Below are 18,308 nucleotides of genomic sequence, written 5' to 3'. Positions count from 1 at the left end.
TTTTATTTTACGGGAACCCCAGTCAACATCAGCGATCTTTCTGGGGAATGTTGGGGAGGGGTTGGAGCGCCATAGAGGACGGAGCCGTGTAGGGAAATGTCGTCTCCAGAATCGATATCCCAATTTAGCAGCCGCTCAAAGCGGTCGTACCGCACGATGCCGATCCAGCCGTCGGAACACCTGAACTCCTCGACCATTCGCTTGGTAATCACGACAGCGTTGTCAACGATGTCGCTCTCCCGCACCGTGAACATGCAGTAGATCGGTAAGGGCCAATGGGCGTAGACGCCCACGCCGTACGCCAGAGACGCTTCTAGCGGATCGCCCTGCTCTCCAGGCAAACCGTGGTAGTAGTCGGCGGCGTTCATATAGAGGCGCCCATCAGGTCGTCGATGTACTCCTCTTGGGGAGCGAACTTCAGTAGGTAGATGATGTCGTCTATTGGCATGGCGAGTCCTCTCGTTGCTTGACGTGCGCCAGGCCGCGTCGTATGCTCCGGGGTGTTGGCTGTCAAGATAAGGGCGGCTTCTCAAACCTGCGTGCCGGATTGGGTGATGTCGTGATAGTTGCCGTAGTGCCCAATCCGAAGTGGATCGTCTTGACGTTGAAGAACCTGGAATGCGGCTGATTCGACTATCCTCTCGCTTGTGGGCGAGGATGCGTGCGACCACCCTGTCATAAGCGAGTCGATATTTCGTGAACGCGGTTCGTAAAGTAAAATAACTCAGAAGTGGTCTAGTGGTCGATGACGTTTGGGGCATTATGAAACCCACGTTTCAAGACATGCGTTCTGCTTTACAAGCGCAGCGCATGAAAGTTAGTTTTGATACTTACGATCTTACATGCGATGAGCTAACAAGAAGGATTTTGAAAAAGAGAATCGATATTGCTCCTGAGTACCAGAGGCAGTTTCGGTGGGACGATGAGAGACAGTCTGGCCTTATAGAGTCGGTTCTGCTGGGAATTCCGGTTCCAAATTTATTTATGGCAACTTCTTCTACTCCAGATGAGGCTGTTGTTTGGGAAGTTGTGGACGGACTTCAGCGTAGCCTCTCGATTGTCAATTTTATTCTTGAAGGGGAACAGCGCGAGGAGTTGGGCTTGAAGGCTCCTCTATGTCTTAAGGGATTAAGCAAGCTGCCCGAGCTTAATGGATGCTGCTTTTCGGATTTGCCAGAAGACATGCGCTCGATTTTTCTCGATCGCCCAATAAAGGTAACGGTTCTGAATGACAAAAGCGATCGTCAGGTCCGTTTCGACCTCTTTGAGCGCCTGAATACGGGAGGCATATCATTGACATCTCAAGAGGTGCGATCCTGTATCTATCGCGGAGTTTTTCTCGATTTAATTAATGAACTGTCATCCAATGCTGATTTTCGAACTGTTGTTGTTGTCCCCAAAAACCGCCAGTCGGATGGTAGTCTTCAGGAATATGTCCTCAGGTTTTTTGCTTATTTAAACGGTGTAGAGGGTTTTAAACACTCGGTTAAAGAGTTCCTTAACTCCTTTATCGAGAAGGGCAATCAATACGATGAGGAGCTGCTTGATGAATATAGAGATGAATTCAATCGGGTTATGAATTATCTTGCTCGGTGTTTTCCGAATGGGTTGAAGCGGGGCGGAAAGGGATCAACTCCTGCTAACGTGTTTGAGGGAGTCTCTGTTGGGGCTGCGCAGGCTCTCAGAGTATGTCCCCAGCTTGAGGTGTGCAGTAAAAACAACTGGATCGATTCTAAGGCTTTTCGTGGGTATACGACGTCTGCAACTAATTCGCTTCCTAAGGTAAAGGGGCGGATTGCTTATGCAAAAGAGGCTTTTTTGAATCATGGATACATTGAGCCTTAAACCTCAGATCGATCTATTTGAACAGTCCATGTCGGAACTTGAGCTGCTTTTGAGGTCCGCTAATATTTTCGAACAGATCGGCGATAGAGAATCGAATCCCTCTCCTGATGATATTCTGGTAAAGACGGCTAAAGGTATTTCCTTTGTATTTCTTTTTTCGGCCTATGAGCAGCTACTCAAAGGGACTGTTCGAGCTGTTCTTGAGACGGCCAATTCTTATAGGGGAAAATTGAAAAACATGCAGGATGGGTTTATAGCAGCAGCCTTAAATTCATCCTTTCGGTCATATGCTGATGCGTCTAATGTAAAAACCAAAATTGGTAACGCCAGGGACGTTCGGTCTTTACTCGACTCTTGTGTTCGCGATTTGAAGTTCACTGATTATTTTCCAGATGACGGGAGCTATATGAAGTCGACCCAGGTTAGGACTATCTGTTATTTATTTGATTTGGGGGACCCCGCGCCAATTTTGGGAAGAGCTTGGAGTCATATCGATGACTTCCAATACAAAAGAAATGAAATCGCCCATGGCTCAGTCTTGCCTTCGAAAATTGGCGAAAACTATTCTGCTTTAGAGATTGAGTCGTTTTACTCGGAATGGAGATGCAGCTGGGTCGCCTTTGCCGAGCATATTGAAAAGGAGAGTTTAAATCCGAGATTCTGGACCAGGCGATAGCCGGTGTCGTATGGGTAAGCGGATTTGGCGGAGCCTGCGATGGGTGTTTCGGGCTTAGATATAGTAAACGGGGTATTCATAAACAATGCTAGATATCCACCTTGACTCCAGAGATTTGTTTAGCTGGCGGCTTATCATCGACGAGGGCCTATTCATTGGTCGTATGGTGAGACATGCAGAACAATTTCCCAATGAGGCAATCGCTCTTGATATCACGGCGCTTCCGTTCGTAGCGGTTGCTGTGCACGATGCGATTCCTTTCATTAATAAGAAGCTCGGTTTTCATATTCCCGTAGAAGATCTACGCGTAACTCGTATTCGGCATATGACAAAGTCTCTCAGCTCGAACAAAATGAGCTTCTATGATTATCTTTCGGAAACCCGAGCCGTAATAGATCAACTCAATAAGCAATTCTCTGGTGGTCCCTTTCCAAAGCTTCTCAATAGGTTTCGAAACAATATCGGAATCACCTATTACGGTGAACTTCCCTGTTATGCAACCTTTTCTTCCATTCATCTCTTTACCAAGGACTCATCGGAGCTTCTCGGTTCAAGCGCCACTAGCTTTCCGTATGAAATCGGATACCATTCGGCGTTTTCTGGTAGCTTTTTATATCGTTTTTCTCAATCGTATTATGCAGATCGGTCTGTTTTTGATGTTTCAGCCTTTGAAACTCGTTCGAATGATCGCCGATTCGAAGATTTGGTCAAAAAGGTAAAAATCATTGGATGCAAGGACGACGTGATTTTCTTTTTTCTTTCTGAGCTCCTTATGCTGCTTGTATCAGTTGATGTTTTGTTTGAAGCAGGATTCTTTACTGACGCGGTTTTTATTAAGTATTCCTGTTTGAGTTTGGACCATGTCGCAAGGGCTCTCCAGATATTTACTACCTTTGCAAGGACCCATGCGGAGCTTGATCTTTGTACGAACAGGTTTCTGTCTGAAGTCGAGAGGCTTATTTCGAGAGAAGATAAGAGATGGATTAAGCGCGCTCATCCTTTGCGAAACGCATTCATGCACTACGACTTTTCGGAGAAGCTTGTGTCTGATCCTTCCGGTTGCTCCTCCTCGTGGTCAATACTCGATATAGCCTGTAATAACCAGATGGGATTGGATTTGCAAGGGTTTAAAACCGAACTTATGGCTGTTCGCTCCAAGCTGGAACGCTCGCTTTGTGAGTTAATCGCCTTTCCAAGATTTGATCCGTTAAAGGTGCCTTGGGGTATGTAAGGCGCGGATGCCATTGCTAACAGCGTTGTCTGTATCGATGGTTTTCCCGTCGACGCCGTGTGCGCCGTCTCGCAATAAACAGCGGTGTTCAAGCGGACAAATATTCTTTTTAGTGTTGTTGCTATCTCGCCTTGAGCAATTCTACTCGTGTGATGGCGTTAAAGAAGGGCTTGAAATATGTACGATCTCGATAACCGTATCGATTTAATGCGATTGCATTCTGACTATCGAAAGCTGTGCGGTTCTGATGGAAGGGGTCGAGCCGCACTCATAGAGCTTTTCAATAGGGAAAAAATTACGGGGTGGCACGCGACTAGGGTGCTCTCGGAAGAAGAAATAAGGCACGGGGGACTCAAAGCATATTCAAAAACTGAGACGATTGATCGGTTTCGCAGTTTATACGATATCGTTGGGCTAGATTCAAACAGGATTGATGCGGTTCTTCGGATAGCGAAGCATTATTTAGACGAACATCCTCGTCGGAGCAACCATGTATGTTTCTATCTGCTTGAGTCTATGAGCAACCGTTATTCGAAATATTCAGCGACTTTGGGTGGGGAAACGTTTAGGTGGTCGGTGGAGGGCGGTTTAGGGCCTGGTGCGGGTGAGAGGCTGACGGAAATGGGAATTCCGATCAGGGTGAAATTTGCCTTTAATTTTAATCGTATCCAGCCTTATGCTCAGGATCCAATTATGTCAAAGTTTGTAAAGGCGCTTGACGGTTTTTCCGATGCTGATCAGCTCTCGCTTGAGGTTGATGGGGCTATTGAAGGTTCGATTGCTCCGCAGGACATCTTAGTGATCGAGCCGCAGTCGGAACAGGTTCATGAAGGATTTCTGCTCTCCTAATTTGAATTGACCCCTTGGAGTCCAGGGGATAAAGTAAATATAGCGGTATTGACGTAGTCAACCTACGGGCCTACGTCCTGCGGAGAGACGGCTGTTCTTATGGATGGCCGTCTCTCTTCATTTAAGGAGTTGGTATGTCTGATAAGCCCTTTTTGACTATCGATGAGCAAGTTCGACTTCTTGAATCTCGCGGTTTGGATGTCGATGAGGATACTGGTCCCACTCTGATGCGTGAGGGCTACTACTCAATTGTCAATGGCTATAAGGATCCATTTCTCGATACTGGCAAGAGTAGAGAGTCTGGCGAAGATCGGTATCTTGAGGGCATATCGTTTTCGGATTTATATACTCTGTTCACTTTTGATAGAGAGCTAAGGTCTCTTACGTTTCGATATTTGATTTTGGCTGAGGCTAAAATCAAGACTGCGGTCGCCTATGCTTTTTCGAATGCCCACCGAGCTCCCGAAGCGTATCTTCTCCAGTCAAATTATTGCGATGAAAATGAATTTGCTAGCGCCGGGAAAAATGGGGCCAATTTCGCGCAAGAGATTGCTGGCCTTACGTCGGTTTTGGGTCGTAGGGTATCTAATAGCAAATCAGATTTCATCGCTCATTACCGAAATTCATATGGTGCGGTGCCCATTTGGGTGCTGGTGAACGACCTGACTTTTGGGAACATCGAACATTTCTATAACTTAATGAAGCCCAAGGATAAGTCTGCGGTTTGCAAAATGATTGTGGACTCGACGGGTAGGACCGGATCACACAAGCTCGGGTTTTTCAGTGTGGATGACGCGAGGGTTTCGATTGAGGTCCTCGTTAAATTCCGCAATGTTTGCGCCCATGATGAGAGGCTTTATTGCGCCAAGGTCGGTGGGCGCAAAAACGTCAACTACATTCGAATGGTTTGGATGCTTGAGCGCTATCTGACCGAGAATGAGTTCAAACGGTTCATTAAGGAACTCACTGAGCTTCTTATGAGATATGTTGAGACGTATGCGATTAAGCACGTGTTAAACCAGATCGGTTTTGTCGAACTGCTGCAAAAGACGTCAGGCGGAAGCTTATTTGAATAGCTGGTTCGCTGCTGATGTTTGGTGCTGGTCCAGGTCTCCGTACCAGTTGAGGCTGTGGTCGTACTCCAGCTGCTCGAGCGTCCAGTCGTGGAGCCACAGCGCCATGTCGTATTCCGAGCCGTTTGTCTCTTGCCTGCACAGGTCCACGGCGCTGTTGACGATCTGCGCGACGCTCGGGCGGGCGGCGTCGTTTACGGTTACCTCCGCCGTGGTGCGCAGGTAGTAGATCCCCTTGTCGTTTTGGGGGTCGTTTCTGTCGTTGTCCATAAAGTAGAAGTGGATGCGGTACGTGCCCGACGCCGTGAAGTCGAAGGTGAAGTCGTGGCCCGCGGTGCCCAGGCTGTGGTAGCTGGACCATGCCTGGCGCGACGGGTCGCAGACGCTTTCCTGGCCGCCGCCGTCCCAGTAGGTGGGCACGTCCATGCGCGCCTTGGCCTGGGACGAGCCGTCGGCCTGGGTTACGTGGAAGGTCGTCGCGGTGCCCGCGGGGGCGTCGTTCCACCAGACGGTGAAGGTGACGCCGTTTTGGGTTGCGGTAGTGGAGTGGGCGTAGCCGGTTTGTGACGTGGCGGAGATCGCGGCGGGCGCGGGGGTGGCTTGGGCTCGGAGGGATGGGGTGGGGGTGCCGGTTGCGGCGGTGGTGCCGGGCATGGCGGTGTCTGTGGCGTTGGCGTCCGCGGTGTCGGTCTGGCTGGTGCCGGTGGATGTTGCGGTGCTGTCCTCTACTGTATCCGCTGTCGCATTTGTGTTGGTGCCGTCTTCGGCCTTGCCTGTGCCGCTGCTCGTGGCGTCGGCTTGTGCCTGCTGCTCGGCTGTTGCTTGAGGCTGAATCGCCTCCGCAATGGCCGCCATAGGCATCGTCGCGCCGACCATGGACGTGCACGCGATCGCGCAGAGCAGGTAGTAAAGGGGTCGTTTCATAGCGGAGCCTCTCGGTGAGCAGCCAATAGGGTCCGAAGGCAGCTCCAGGCCGGCACTCCGCACATATTTAGTTGGGGTTTTATTTTACGGGAACCCCAGTCAACATCAGCGATCTTTCTGGGTAATGTTGTGGGAGAGGGAGTGGCTGACTGTTGGGGCGTTGGCCGTTAGCGGCGTCCCGCCCGCGCATAGTTGACTATGCTCGATGTGGCAACTCCAGCATGAGGCCGCCTTGCGACTCTTCGAGACTCGGCACCGAGACCTTCCAGGAAAAGTCCGCGAGGCTGCTGCATAGGTCAAGCTCTGCGTGGCAATGCTCTTCATGTGCCCTCCTTTGGTTCTTGTCGCCGCTTTATAATCGACGATCGACTGGCTGCGATTCGATGATTAAGTGTAGGTCGAACGCGTCTCAGTTTTTAAGGAGCTTTCGCATCGCTTGCCGCCCAGGTGTAACGGTGCTTCCGTTAAAGACCTCTGGGTCAAGCATGATGGATGTAGTAAAATCACGCCCTTCTGACACAGGCGTCAATTATGAGCGTGCGGGCGAGACGAGTATGCTTACTCCGGTGAACCACTTCTACGGCGGAACCGCATCTCTTTAATTATGTATGTGCCGAGCGGCTTTTGCCGTGTGCAGTCTCGTTTTTTGACGTATATATCCTTTTGTTCGAACGATGAAGAACACCGCGAAATGGCGTAGGATATCGGAGTCGATGTGGGGTCGCTGCCCTTTTGTTTCTGGCGGTGTTTCTGCCGATGCCGCGTAGCCGTTTTATATGAATTACCTTAATAAGAGCACTTATGTTCGCATGGGTGTTCGGCGGTAAAATTGATTCAATGGATTAGTGCCGCTGCTATTCATGTGGCATGACCTAGGCTGTCGTTTTGTCGGTGAGCAGATTGTGAGGTTGTTGAGCTTATGGACCGAGTTAAGAAGAATATCGTTGGCGTTGAATCTGCAAAGAGAGAATTGATCTCCAAAAGGTACAAACGGATTACCAAGGCTGTGAACTCGGAGTTTTGGAGTTCCAACAGCGAGACGGCACATTCACTGTATGTTGGTTCTTATGGGCGTGGTACCGCAACAACAGATAGCGATCTTGACGTATTGCTGTCCCTTCCTAGGAGCGAGTACGAGCGTTATGACATGTATAGGGGGAATGGACAATCAAGATTACTTCAGGCTGTTAAATCCGCAGTTTCCGAAACCTACTCTACGACTGATGTTAAGGGTGATGGTCAGGTTGTCGTTGTCAGTTTCTCGGATGGAATGAAGTTTGAACTTCTCCCGGCATTTGAGCGTGTGGACAGCTGGGGATCATTTGTGAGTTACGACTACCCCGATACTCATATGGGCGGTCGATGGCTTGCGACTGATCCCAAGGCGGAGCAGGAGGCGATGAAAGAGAAAAACGCAAGCTCGAGGGGACTCCTGTTCGACACTTGCAAGCATATTCGAAATGTCCACGCCGCGAGCTTCTCAAGCTATAGGCTGTCCGGCATCGTTATCGATAGCTTCGTGTTCTCCGCGATTGCTGGTTGGCGTTGGGCGAATGGGGAGAGCTCTGCACCAGCGGGGGCATATGAGATGCAACTTTTGGATGAGTTTAATCGCCTTTCCCTGCAAGGCGCGGTGCCGTTCGCGCTTTTTAGCCCAGGTAGCCAGCAGGCTATCGATACAGCCAAAAGTTATGAGTGCCTCGGAAAGGTGCTTCGCCAAATGGCGCGCTAGGAGGTTGTTTTGGATAGATTGGATTATAGGGAGCGGCTGCGCGGACAGATTGAGGAATCTTACGGCAAGCTGTCGTATACATATCAGACGCAGCAGGAAGCGGCAACTCTAAAGCGTAAGACGGTCAATCGTATTTCCATCAGCCAGATAATTCTAACTGCGGTTTCAACTTGTGGAGTAATTAGCGTCATTATAGGTCAAACCGGGACCGGAGTTGGGGCTGTTGTCGCTTCCATTACCTCGGCCTTATCGCTTGGGTTAAATCTGTATACCCGTGGCTCTAAGCTGCCCGAGGAAGCTGAGGAACACGTGCGTTGCGCTAATCGACTCTGGGTTGTTCTTCAGGACTATGAGTCGTTGCTTACGGATTTTGACGACCTTGAAGTTGAAGAGATCCGCAGATGCCGCGACTTGCTCATTGAGAAGCAAGCCGAAATATACGATGAAGCGCCAAGGACGAGCGACAAGGCGTACGAGAAGGCTCGCGACAGGCTTAAGAACGGGCACCAGTCATTTGAGCCGGGGGAGATTGACAAATTGCTGCCGTCGCGCTTGCGTAGCCATGCCTGTGAGGAATAGTGTGTTTCCTGCTGGGTTGTTAGGGCTGGGGTGTTTCCCAGCCCGTTTGATAGACGATCTTGTTGGTGCGTTAGTGTGAGATGACTTTACTGGCTTACCGACGGTGGGGTGCAAGGAGTTTGATATGGATCTCGATAAGGTTAATGAAATTGCCACTATACCGGTGCTTGAAAAGGCATATGACGACCTTGTTCATCCCTCTGCGGAGTCGATAGGAAAAACGGTTAGCCTGGTTCCACGGACTGTTGCCATTTGGCTTTCCTCGTGGAATCGCTGGGTTGTTAATAGAGAGGAAAGCATCAAGCTGGCTATCGATGCTATAGAGTCTCGTGTTGATAAGATTCCCGAGGAGCATCTTACCGAACCTCCGGCGCATATCGCAGTTCCAGCAATTCAACAACTCGCATATTGCTATGACAGCGAGGAATTACGAGGGATGTATGCGAATCTGTTACTTTCCTCGATGGATGATCGGACGGCAGAGTACGTCCACCCCAGTTTTGTTCAGCTACTTAAGGAGATTAGTCCCGACGAGGCTAAGTTACTGAGTACGTTGACTGGCTCTGATGATGCTGAACACGCGTCTATTCCGCTCGTTGACTTAAGAATTGTCAGCGCAGACGAGCTAGTTCCAATTAAATGGACGCTAATCGTAGAAGGCTATAACGAGTGCTGTAAGGGTGTTTGCGAGTACCCTGATCAATCGCTGGTGTATCTGGGAAACCTGGATCGACTTGGCATCCTCAAGCGTTGTGATTACTATGCTGATGATGTTAAAGCTACGCTTGAAAGGTTCGAATCAAGCGAGGCTATCCAAAATGCGAAGGCGAAGGTTGAGCTTGAAGATGACAAGAAATTCGTTTTCCATCGCTGGAGCTACCAGGTAACCGATTTTGGGGCCAACTTTATTAAAACGTGTGTTTCGTGAAATGAGTTTGGTTGGAATGTGTTCGGGCAAGAGGAAGCCTTCGGTATTCGATTTAATTAAGGCGTTTATTGCTTGCGTTGTGGTGCTCTCTGTATTTTTGCTAATAGTCATTCAGATTGCGTTTTCAATTGATACACCAGTTCCATGGCTGCATCCCGTATGGGACGCTAACGGCCTGCTTGGGTATCTTGGCGCGTTAGTGGGCTCAATTTCGGCGGTCGCGGTGCTGTATTTCTCGCTGCTAGCTGGTAGAGAAGACCGGAATCATTCTGATGTGATGAACGTTCTCCCTTGTATTGCCTTAACCCGTTTGTCGGAAAAGCAACTATGTATGTCGAAGAACGGTTTCGCTCACGGTGTGTTTACCGAGGCTGATCCCAGGGACGATGAATACAAATCGGGTGCTTTGGACTGCGTTGATCGTCTGCTGATTGATGGCGGAGCCCCAGCTATTCCTTGCGACGAGAGTCCTGTGGACGAGCATGCCGCTAATCGTTATGCAATATCCAGTATGGGAGCTGGGCCTGCGGTTAATGTGAGGGTTGGAATTGCGAATAGAAATGAGTGGGCCCATTTTGGAACTCCGCGGGTCGCCTGGTGCCAGACTCGACAGCTTCCAGTGGGAGGGGAGAGTGAGCTGGTTATCTATTTTGGTGGTGAAGCAAAGCCGGTGATGGAGGCCGGCTATCGCATCCTCGTCACGTACTCGGACATACTTGGCAACCGCTACCTGCAGTATTTTCCAATGACTTTTGATGGGCAGGATGATGTTCTCAAATGCACGGTGAATAATTCCATTAATCGGATTGGCATTCCTTAGTTTCAGAGTATTCGGGTTGTTGCGCTAAAGGGTATTTGACGTAACAGCCAAATCTTAGTGATTCGCTCAGTTAAACGCCTTAATATAAAATCTTGAGTTAATCATCGCGAACGGAGATCTGATGACCGACGCCAATAGAAAGCCGTGGCTTACGGCGTCAGAGCAGATTGATCATCTCAAATCTAGGGGTGTCCATTTCTCGCTGATGAGTGAAGAAGATGCTAGAGCTTATCTGGAAAAGAACAGCAACTATTTTCGCCTGCGTGCCTATCGGCTTGGGTTTCCTAAAGTTGAGGAAGGAGCACGCAAGGGGAGTATGCAAATCTAGATTTTAAGATGCTGGTCGACTTGTCGATTGTCGACATGCTCCTTCGTTATGAAATGTTGCCGCTTACGCTTGATGCAAGATTTTCTAAAAGAACTGCAAGCTTCGTTTGACGAAGGTTTTGCGAGGCAATTTTCTATAAAGAAGGGCGTTCTGTCAAATTGCTGCAACTGTTCGTCCAGATTGGATGAGGGTCGATAGATGTACGACTTGGATAGTCGAAAAGACATAATGCGCCTATTTTCAGATTATCACCAACGCTTGACTGGGTCTTACGGGTCGGAAAGGGCCATTCTCGCTGAACTGCTAGAAGAAGAAACGATAACTGGATGGCATGCTACCAGAGTGCTCTCTGCGGATGATATTGCGGAAATGGGTTTGAAGGCTTTCTCTAGGGAAGAGGCATTTGACCAATTTCGCTATCTTTCCGGGGTTGTTGGGTTGAACTTGGGCCAAACTGAGACTGTTCTTCAGAAGGCAAATCATTATTTTGCTGAACATCCACGCAGGACTGGCTGTGTCTGCTTCTACCTGCTTAAATCCATGGCCGGGCAATATTCAAAATATTCAGCAACGTTGGGTGGGGAAACATTTGCGTGGTCTTTAGAGGATGTTGCGGGAGCCGAAGCAGTTGAGGCATTGAAAAGCCTGGGGGTTTCAATCAGGGTCAAATTTGCCTTCTCTTTTGATCGCATTCAGCCTTATGCCCATGATTCAATATTGTCGAGCTTCATTGATGTACTCAGCAGTAATATGTCGACGGATTACTGCCTGCCCAAGATTGATGGAGCGATTGTTGGCTCGATTCCCCCTCATGATATTTTGAGAATTGAGACAATATCGTAAAGGGTGGCGCATTGACAAGGCTTTCGTTTCTCTATCTGAGGGATCCGGTCGCGGTTTTCAAAAGAGCCGTTTTGGCTGAGTCATCGATTCGAAACCATGACTGAGTGGCCTGGCGGCACGTACGCTGTTCTTCGAGCCCATTTTTCTGTTTCAGTTCGCTCATCGATTGTGCTCACTGCATGTCCCCGCAGTTTGTAATAATCGACTAAAGCAGCGGTCGAGGAGTATGAATATGGCTGGATATTCTTTTAAAGTCAATGAGCTGGTCACGGTGGACGGTACGACAGTAAAGCCTAAGAAGATTACTGTATTCATTGGACCAAATAATTCTGGTAAAAGTAAATCACTTAAAGAAATTCGTTCTGAGATTTTGGGTAATCCAGAGGTGGGCTATTCCGGAGGGGAGTTGACCAAGCGCGTTGTCTTTAATGAAATCCACCTCAATTTCCCAGCAAACAGCAATGAAATAATCGATACATATGGTCTCGATGATAAAGTTGTTCGTTGTAATGGGGGATGGCGTCTCCGCGATTACTGCAACACCGGCATAAATTGGACTCCGGGTGGAATAGCATTTTCTCCGAATTATCGTACCCCTTGCTTTTCCCCGACCGATGATTGGCGCAAGAGTTTTTCTCGGTGTTTTGATGACGACAACTATGAAGGGCCAGAACAAGCTCGCCGCGAGGCGCTGCGCTTTTTTGGACCTGCGATGGTTGACTATGTGGGTACCGAGGATCGCCTGTTGATGTCGATTGGCGATCAAGCTTATGGCATAAACGACGATAACTACAACAGCCTTAGCTCGGCATACGACACCGATCCGGACTGCAAGACGATAGCGTCCGAAATTACTCCACTATTTAACAGGGACGTTGTTCTAGATGCGAGCACGAGTCGCCAAAGGATTGTCCCCGTCGTTAGCGATTCATTTGAGGAATATCGTGGTGCAACACATGATATGCCACGTCGTCTGACTATCTTGTCTAAGGCTACGCCGCTGCGCGAAGAGGGCGATGGCTTGCGTAGTTTTGTTTCCGTTCTTTTGAGTTTGATGGGAAGGCGCAAGCCGGTGTTTCTTTTGGATGAGCCTGAAGCTTTTCTTCATCCTCCATATGCGCGCAGGATGGGGGAAATCCTGGGCAAAAACTTTATTGAGAACGAAAGTCTCAACAATGTGTTTATTTCCACGCATAGCTCCTTCTTACTCCAGGGGCTCATCTCGTCTTGTTCTGAGGAGCTTACCATCGTGCGTCTTAACCGAGATGGCGACATGCGCTGCGCAAAAGTGCTCTCCAATAAGGAAATCCTGAGCTTAATTGACCGCTCGGATTTTTCAGCCGAGTATCTGGATGCATTATTTTCGAGTGAGGCCGTCCTTTTCGAAGGCCCTAGAGATGCCGCCGTATATCGTAAACTAATTTCTAAATTTGATACCAATTACAGCGGCCTATTTGTTTCTGTTAACGGTAAGCCGGGTTTTGAGAGCATTAAGAAGTTTTATGATTCGGCTGGAATTAGATGCAAAGTAATTACGGATTTTGATTTATTGGATAATAACGATATTTTTAAGCGCGTATCCAATCTATTTATCACTACCAATGATAAACGGAATGAAATTCGAGAAGTGAGGAATTCCCTTGAGCGATTTTATCGAGAGCTTGAAGGCTGTCCGGGCGGGCAGCGGGACAAAATGCCAGAAATAGTGAAAAGTCATTATAAGCACCAAGTTTATGAAAACCTTCCAGATGATCTGGGCGTGAGCGTTGAAGAGATGCTTCGGCTTCTTGCGCGCGAGGGATTGGTAGTTTTGAGTTCTGGAGAACTCGAATCTTTGTTTGAAGCCTATGGGGTGGAATACGTTCACGGTTCGAATAAATGGCTAACTAATGCGTTCAGTTACATGGCGAACCATAGCTGTGACGAGCTGCGACATATTCCTGCCGTCGCTATAATATTGCAAGCATTTATTCCGGAGGAGCAGCGGGAATAATAGTCAGGTTCTGATGCGGGACTTCGGCTCTTCTATGTCGCGTTGAGGTTGGTCCATTATGGCGCTGAATAAATAATGGGATGTATTGCCAATCAAGGGTTAAAGAATGATTTGGAAGATTCATGGCATTAGATTGCCGGCCGCCGAGTCCGCTCTTCGTGATCATGCTTATCGATTTTTCGGCCAGGGTTCTTCTCGTCGGGCTTAAGGCGCCGCTCGACCGGTTGCGACCCGATGATTCGATACTCGCGGCGATACGCATATTTGAGCGTTTTGATAACGAGGCTTCACGGGATACCTTGGATTGCCTTGTTAGCCACGCTTGAATCCGGGGCACCGTAAAAGACGAGTTCGTGCGAGGAAATGTCGCTTCCGGAATCAGTCTTCCTATTTACGGCTGTCCAAAGCAGTCATTTCGCATGATAGAAGACGAGCCGTTATTTCGGTTGAATAAGCTGCAGCGATCCGTTCGCGATGCCATCAAATGATCCGGTGGCGTAGTCGTGTTATATGCTGCAGCTTTAGGGGAATGAGGACGGTACCGATTGGGATAATGCTCTAGTGGTGTCCGGTAGCGGATATAATTAATTCAATTTCGGCTCCGCGCTTAAGGACCCATAATGAAAACTCTCAATGGCCTCATGAAACATCTTAGGGATAAAGGGATAGAGACGCACGGCTCTGTCCATAAAAGAAAGATGAAGAATTACGGCTATTATCATGGCTACAAGGGTCATCGTTTTGTGGGCAATTCTTCCAACTGCTTGGATTTAACGAGCTTTGACGAGGTAATTGCCTTAAATGAGTTTGATATGGCGGTCAAGGCGCTCTTATATCCAAGCGTAATGTTTATTGAAACTGCGCTAAAGAACTATACGCTAGAAGCCGTGCTTGAAGATTCTCACTCGTTCGTGCTGGAAGATATTTTCTCTCGAACGCTCGTGGCGTACCGTGATTACCCTAGAAAAAGTAAAGACTATAGCGCTGCTATGAAAAAGCGCCTGGGTCTGCGCGCGGAAATCAATAGATTGATTCAGTACAATTATTCCAAGAACCCTGTTGTTAGGCATTTTTACGACAGCGATAAACCCTTGCCTATTTGGGCGCTATTCGAGGTCATGACTCTAGGAAACTTCGGTGTTTTCTATTCGTGCTTAAAGGGCTCGGTTAGACAGAGCATATCTGATGACCTAAAGCTTCCGAACAATTACGACGGTCCCGGGCTTCTTGAGCGTACTATCTTTGCGCTCAAGGACCTCCGTAACGCGATTGCTCATAATAGTGCCGTTTATGACGTTAGGTTTAAGAGGGCAAAAGTGGGCAATCAGCTTGGCCAGATGCTGTCATCCGAGATTGGCGTTCCTTCGATAGACTTTTCAACTATTAGTGATTATGTCGTCCTAATTGTCTATCTACTCAGAAAGATGATGGTTTCCAAAACTGAGTGCTATCAGGTTATTCGAAATTATTCGAACGTGCTAGAAGATCTGCACGGATCTCTGTCCTCCTCGGATTTTCACAAGATAGTTAATACCGGAGCTAGGAGCAAGATGGATTCACTCCGTAGTTATATAGCTGCAACTTAAAAGTCAGCGTCTGAAGATGAAGATAGTTTTCACTTGTGTTGGGGCCCGTAGACAAACACAGGATATCGAGTAGAATATAGCCAATTGCGGTGGAAGCTCTCGGGCGACACCTGAAGAGGGTTGATGCGTCGGCCCTCTTTTTTTGACGATATTTTACAGCATGCTTGACATGGCTGCGCGAGGCCGTGCGGGGGCATCCGTGTAGGGAATGTCACCTCCAGAATCGATCTTGCGATTCAACTGCCGCTCGACGTGGCCATATCGCAAGATACCGATCTGGCGTCGGCGCACCGGAACCCATCGATCATTCGCCCGGTAATCACGACGGTATTGTTTGCGATCTTGCTCTCTTGCTCCGTGAACATGCAGTAGATCGGCAAGAGCCAGTTGGCGTAGATGCCCATCCCGTACGCTAAAGACGCTACCAATGAAACGCTCTGCTCGCCGGGTAGACCATGGTAGTAGCCGGCTGCGTTCATATGGAGGCGCCTGTCCATCAGGTCGTCGATATGAGCTTCTTTGGATGTGAACTTCAGCACCCTTTCTGCTCTTTCGCTTTGGTTTGCAGGGTTGCCAGAAGACAAAAAGATCAACGTGCTCGTTGCGTGCGCTTCATTTTATGTCCGCGCCAGTGGCTACACTTTTGAAAATCGGCACGAAGGTACCTGTCACATATCTCATGCTATAGACATATCGGCGAGTTCAGAATTGAAGGTGAAGTGAGTATGAAAGGCAGAAATCAGCACGTTACGAAGCGTTCTGATGGCAATTGGCAGGTTAAGGGCGAGGGAACAAGTCGCGCTTCTTTCGTTACGACGACCCAGAGCGAGGCGATAAAGCTCGGTCGACGCATTTGCTCCAATCAAGAATCGGAGTTGATTGTCCATCGTCGCGACGGAAGGATTCGCGCAAGGGATTCCCATGGCCACGACCCCTTCCCACCGAGGGGATAAGGGTTCGGCTCCATAGCGACAGCGGCCCGTAATGGTGTGCCCACTGTCGTTAAATGACTTCATCATTGCGGTGAAGGTTGTAAACGATGCTGTCGATTCGATGTTCGCATTGGAGCGCATATTTGGGCGTTTTGAAAACGAGGTGGTGCGGTATGATGGTTCACTTCATTGAGGTGTAGAGTACATATCTCAATACAAAAGCTCTTTGGGAGCTTTAAGGGTGACGCTTTCTGATAGAGTGTTGCCCTTTTTCCATGCATGTAATGCGTAACGTGCTAGCTAAACGCCATTCCGGCAATGGGATGGTCGAGTATGGGCGGTTTGGCACCTTGCGCCTGCTGTCATTGGTGTAGCAAGCACTTGATTTAGCCTGCTTAAACTCTATAATCAAATAAAAACTCTGAAATATCTTTTCAAAACAATGAAAGGAATGTTGAGGACGATGCTTTGCCAGTTCACCTTCAGGAACTATAGATCCTATCGCGATGAGGTGGAGCTTTCCATGCAGGCGACGCCGATGAAGGAGTTTGAGCGTTCCCTCATAGAGTGTTCCGACGGGCAGAGTTTCCTTCCGGTGGCTGCGGTGTACGGGCCCAACGCTGGCGGCAAGTCTAATCTGCTCGAGTCTCTTGATTACGTTCGCTCGGCGGTGGCCAGACCGATAAGACTGCTGTCTGCCAGTGCTGATGCAGCAGAGGGCGATCGCCCTTTGATACCCCGTTGTTCGGCGTTTAAGTTCGATGATGTGTCTGCTGCCGAGCCCACCGAGTTCGAGCTCTACTATCGCGCGGGTGAGCACGAGTACCGCTATGCCCTGTCCGTGCATGCGGACGAGATCGTGTCCGAAGGCCTGTGGCGGCGAAAATTGGGAGCGTCACGCACGGCGATGCTGTTCGAGCGCGAGGATACAAAGGTTGAACTCGGCCCCACACTGCGTAAGCTTGTGACGGCCGCGAGGTTCAACCCAAGTCTGCCGTACCTATCGTTCCTTTGCATCAACTTCGATGCACCGGTGGTCCAGGAGGCGGCCAGCTGGTTTCTCGACGCTGTGTTTCTCAACTACAACAGTTCCTACCTGGAGCGGATGCTCGAGCAAATGCTCGACGAGGGCGACTCGCGCGAGGTCACGCGTTTTTTGCGCGCCGTTGATGTGCGTATTGACGGCTTCAGAGTGGAGAGGGCGCCGGAATGGCGCGGCCGGCGCGTCTTCGTGAGACACGAGGTGGGCGGCAAAGCGTACGAGCTGCGTTTATCCGAGGAATCTGCCGGCACCCAGAAGCTCATGGGGTTGGCTGCGTATCTGATGGCAGCGCTTGAGTGTGGTGGCACCGTTGTGGTAGACGAGCTCGACGCCAAACTGCACCCGAAGCTTCTTCGCTATGTGATCCTGCTGTTTAAGGATCCTGAGGTCAACAAGAGTGGCGCACAGCTCATCTTCTCGTCCCAGGACGTGTCTACCATGCGAAACGATGTGTTCCGCCGTGACGAGATATGGTTCGCTGCGCGCGGCGAGGGGGAGGCGAGCCAACTGTGGTCTCTCGCCGACATCCACGAGGCAAACGGTAATCTGGTAAGCAAGAACGCGGCTTTCGACAAGCAATACCTGTCCGGTCGCTACGGCGCCGATCCGTATCTCACCCGCATCGAGGAGTGGGATTAGCATGGTCCTTTTCATGAACAGAAGCCGCAGGTAGAAGCGTTGCTACTATCCAGTGTTGTCGGCATGTCTTGAATTTGCCGCATACTTCCGGATTGGGCGCTCATTTTGGACTCTCGAAGTCCCCACATTCCCTAAAAAAGTTCTTAAAACAGCCTTAAAGGCGTTCCAGCTCGCGTTGACAGCGTAAAATACGCATGTTTGACTATGACAGAAGTGGATTTTGGGGGAGGAGTACGCCATGGAGGTGGCGCGCGCAGACGTGGTGTAAGAGCGTCCCGAGGTCCGTCG

General features: G+C 49.3%; 18 protein-coding genes. 15 read left to right on the top strand and 3 right to left on the bottom strand.

Annotation, left to right across the window (positions count from 1 at the left end):
* Positions 1-2 precede the first annotated feature (2 nt).
* Entirely contained in the window at positions 3-368 is a 366-nt protein-coding gene (locus DW171_RS05325; protein ID WP_118256122.1) for a hypothetical protein, read from the bottom strand.
* A 370-nt stretch (positions 369-738) separates the two neighbouring features.
* Here DW171_RS05325 and DW171_RS05320 point away from each other — a divergent pair, with 370 nt between their 5' ends.
* From DW171_RS05320 to DW171_RS05300, 5 genes are all read left to right on the top strand, one after another.
* Positions 739-1,845, top strand: a complete 1,107-nt coding sequence (locus DW171_RS05320; protein WP_118256121.1) for a DUF262 domain-containing protein — start codon at positions 739-741, stop codon at positions 1,843-1,845.
* The gene (locus DW171_RS05315; protein ID WP_118256120.1) at positions 1,826-2,521 is read left to right on the top strand and encodes a HEPN domain-containing protein; all 696 of its coding nucleotides are present in this window, start codon (positions 1,826-1,828) and stop codon (positions 2,519-2,521) included. The genes DW171_RS05320 and DW171_RS05315 overlap by 20 nt, the downstream gene beginning before the upstream one ends.
* Positions 2,522-2,606: 85 nt before the next feature.
* On the top strand, positions 2,607-3,752 hold the full coding sequence (locus DW171_RS05310; RefSeq protein WP_118256119.1) for a hypothetical protein: 1,146 nt from the start codon (positions 2,607-2,609) through the stop codon (positions 3,750-3,752).
* A gap of 177 nt (positions 3,753-3,929) precedes the next feature.
* Positions 3,930-4,601 (top strand): hypothetical protein, encoded by a 672-nt coding sequence (locus tag DW171_RS05305; protein ID WP_118256118.1) that lies wholly within the window; start codon positions 3,930-3,932, stop codon positions 4,599-4,601.
* A 134-nt stretch (positions 4,602-4,735) separates the two neighbouring features.
* Positions 4,736-5,677, top strand: a complete 942-nt coding sequence (locus tag DW171_RS05300; RefSeq protein WP_118256117.1) for an Abi family protein — start codon at positions 4,736-4,738, stop codon at positions 5,675-5,677.
* Here the strand turns inward: DW171_RS05300 and DW171_RS05295 are convergent.
* Positions 5,666-6,598: a hypothetical protein gene (locus DW171_RS05295; RefSeq protein ID WP_118270655.1), complete on the bottom strand. Its 933-nt coding sequence runs from the start codon at positions 6,596-6,598 to the stop codon at positions 5,666-5,668. The genes DW171_RS05300 and DW171_RS05295 overlap by 12 nt on opposite strands.
* A 919-nt stretch (positions 6,599-7,517) precedes the next feature.
* Here DW171_RS05295 and DW171_RS05290 point away from each other — a divergent pair.
* The 8 genes from DW171_RS05290 to DW171_RS05250 all read left to right on the top strand — a co-directional run bounded on the left by DW171_RS05290 (position 7,518) and on the right by DW171_RS05250 (position 15,407).
* Positions 7,518-8,330, top strand: a complete 813-nt coding sequence (locus DW171_RS05290; protein WP_118270654.1) for a nucleotidyltransferase domain-containing protein — start codon at positions 7,518-7,520, stop codon at positions 8,328-8,330.
* 9 nt (positions 8,331-8,339) lie between these two features.
* On the top strand, positions 8,340-8,909 hold the full coding sequence (locus DW171_RS05285; RefSeq protein WP_118270653.1) for an SLATT domain-containing protein: 570 nt from the start codon (positions 8,340-8,342) through the stop codon (positions 8,907-8,909).
* Positions 8,910-9,033: 124 nt separating this feature from the next.
* A complete protein-coding gene (locus DW171_RS05280; protein ID WP_118270652.1) occupies positions 9,034-9,837 on the top strand; it encodes a DUF4393 domain-containing protein in 804 nt (267 codons plus the stop codon).
* Between the two features lie 16 nt (positions 9,838-9,853).
* Complete coding sequence (locus DW171_RS05275; RefSeq protein ID WP_147357341.1) at positions 9,854-10,657, top strand: hypothetical protein; 804 nt, start codon at positions 9,854-9,856, stop codon at positions 10,655-10,657.
* Positions 10,658-10,778: 121 nt separating this feature from the next.
* Positions 10,779-10,985, top strand: coding sequence for a hypothetical protein (locus DW171_RS05270; protein WP_118270650.1), 207 nt, complete (start codon positions 10,779-10,781; stop codon positions 10,983-10,985).
* A gap of 198 nt (positions 10,986-11,183) precedes the next feature.
* Entirely contained in the window at positions 11,184-11,828 is a 645-nt protein-coding gene (locus tag DW171_RS05265; protein WP_118270649.1) for a hypothetical protein, read from the top strand.
* Positions 11,829-12,060: 232 nt separating this feature from the next.
* On the top strand, positions 12,061-13,821 hold the full coding sequence (locus DW171_RS05260) for an AAA family ATPase (RefSeq protein ID WP_158571021.1): 1,761 nt from the start codon (positions 12,061-12,063) through the stop codon (positions 13,819-13,821).
* A 620-nt stretch (positions 13,822-14,441) separates the two neighbouring features.
* The gene (locus DW171_RS05250; protein ID WP_118270646.1) at positions 14,442-15,407 is read left to right on the top strand and encodes an Abi family protein; all 966 of its coding nucleotides are present in this window, start codon (positions 14,442-14,444) and stop codon (positions 15,405-15,407) included.
* A gap of 236 nt (positions 15,408-15,643) precedes the next feature.
* On the opposite strand, the gene DW171_RS05245 is transcribed toward DW171_RS05250, so the two are convergent.
* The gene (locus DW171_RS05245) at positions 15,644-15,946 is read right to left on the bottom strand and encodes a hypothetical protein (RefSeq protein ID WP_118270645.1); all 303 of its coding nucleotides are present in this window, start codon (positions 15,944-15,946) and stop codon (positions 15,644-15,646) included.
* A gap of 186 nt (positions 15,947-16,132) precedes the next feature.
* Between DW171_RS05245 and DW171_RS10420 the strand changes: the two genes are divergently transcribed.
* Both DW171_RS10420 and DW171_RS05235 read left to right on the top strand, forming a co-directional pair.
* Positions 16,133-16,360: a DUF2188 domain-containing protein gene (locus tag DW171_RS10420; RefSeq protein ID WP_118270644.1), complete on the top strand. Its 228-nt coding sequence runs from the start codon at positions 16,133-16,135 to the stop codon at positions 16,358-16,360.
* Between the two features lie 442 nt (positions 16,361-16,802).
* Entirely contained in the window at positions 16,803-18,020 is a 1,218-nt protein-coding gene (locus DW171_RS05235) for an ATP/GTP-binding protein (protein ID WP_158571020.1), read from the top strand.
* Positions 18,021-18,308 lie beyond the last annotated feature (288 nt).

Source organism: Collinsella sp. AM15-2 (genome assembly GCF_003471985.1).
Classification (GTDB): domain Bacteria; phylum Actinomycetota; class Coriobacteriia; order Coriobacteriales; family Coriobacteriaceae; genus Collinsella.
This window is presented reverse-complemented; position numbering and strand designations above follow the sequence as displayed.

Excerpts from the sequence above, each read along its gene's own strand:
- DW171_RS05305 (WP_118256118.1), top strand. The coding sequence starts at position 3,930 with ATGTACGATCTCGATAACCGTATCGATTTAATGCGATTGCATTCTGAC.
- DW171_RS05235 (WP_158571020.1), top strand. The coding sequence starts at position 16,803 with ATGCTTTGCCAGTTCACCTTCAGGAACTATAGATCCTATCGCGATGAG.
- DW171_RS05270 (WP_118270650.1), top strand. The coding sequence starts at position 10,779 with ATGACCGACGCCAATAGAAAGCCGTGGCTTACGGCGTCAGAGCAGATT.
- DW171_RS05300 (WP_118256117.1), top strand. The coding sequence starts at position 4,736 with ATGTCTGATAAGCCCTTTTTGACTATCGATGAGCAAGTTCGACTTCTT.
- DW171_RS05265 (WP_118270649.1), top strand. The coding sequence starts at position 11,184 with ATGTACGACTTGGATAGTCGAAAAGACATAATGCGCCTATTTTCAGAT.
- DW171_RS05310 (WP_118256119.1), top strand. The coding sequence starts at position 2,607 with ATGCTAGATATCCACCTTGACTCCAGAGATTTGTTTAGCTGGCGGCTT.
- DW171_RS05295 (WP_118270655.1), bottom strand. The coding sequence starts at position 6,598 with ATGAAACGACCCCTTTACTACCTGCTCTGCGCGATCGCGTGCACGTCC.
- DW171_RS05275 (WP_147357341.1), top strand. The coding sequence starts at position 9,854 with ATGTGTTCGGGCAAGAGGAAGCCTTCGGTATTCGATTTAATTAAGGCG.
- DW171_RS05260 (WP_158571021.1), top strand. The coding sequence starts at position 12,061 with ATGGCTGGATATTCTTTTAAAGTCAATGAGCTGGTCACGGTGGACGGT.
- DW171_RS05290 (WP_118270654.1), top strand. The coding sequence starts at position 7,518 with ATGGACCGAGTTAAGAAGAATATCGTTGGCGTTGAATCTGCAAAGAGA.
- DW171_RS05315 (WP_118256120.1), top strand. The coding sequence starts at position 1,826 with ATGGATACATTGAGCCTTAAACCTCAGATCGATCTATTTGAACAGTCC.
- DW171_RS05325 (WP_118256122.1), bottom strand. The coding sequence starts at position 368 with ATGAACGCCGCCGACTACTACCACGGTTTGCCTGGAGAGCAGGGCGAT.
- DW171_RS05280 (WP_118270652.1), top strand. The coding sequence starts at position 9,034 with ATGGATCTCGATAAGGTTAATGAAATTGCCACTATACCGGTGCTTGAA.
- DW171_RS10420 (WP_118270644.1), top strand. The coding sequence starts at position 16,133 with ATGAAAGGCAGAAATCAGCACGTTACGAAGCGTTCTGATGGCAATTGG.
- DW171_RS05250 (WP_118270646.1), top strand. The coding sequence starts at position 14,442 with ATGAAAACTCTCAATGGCCTCATGAAACATCTTAGGGATAAAGGGATA.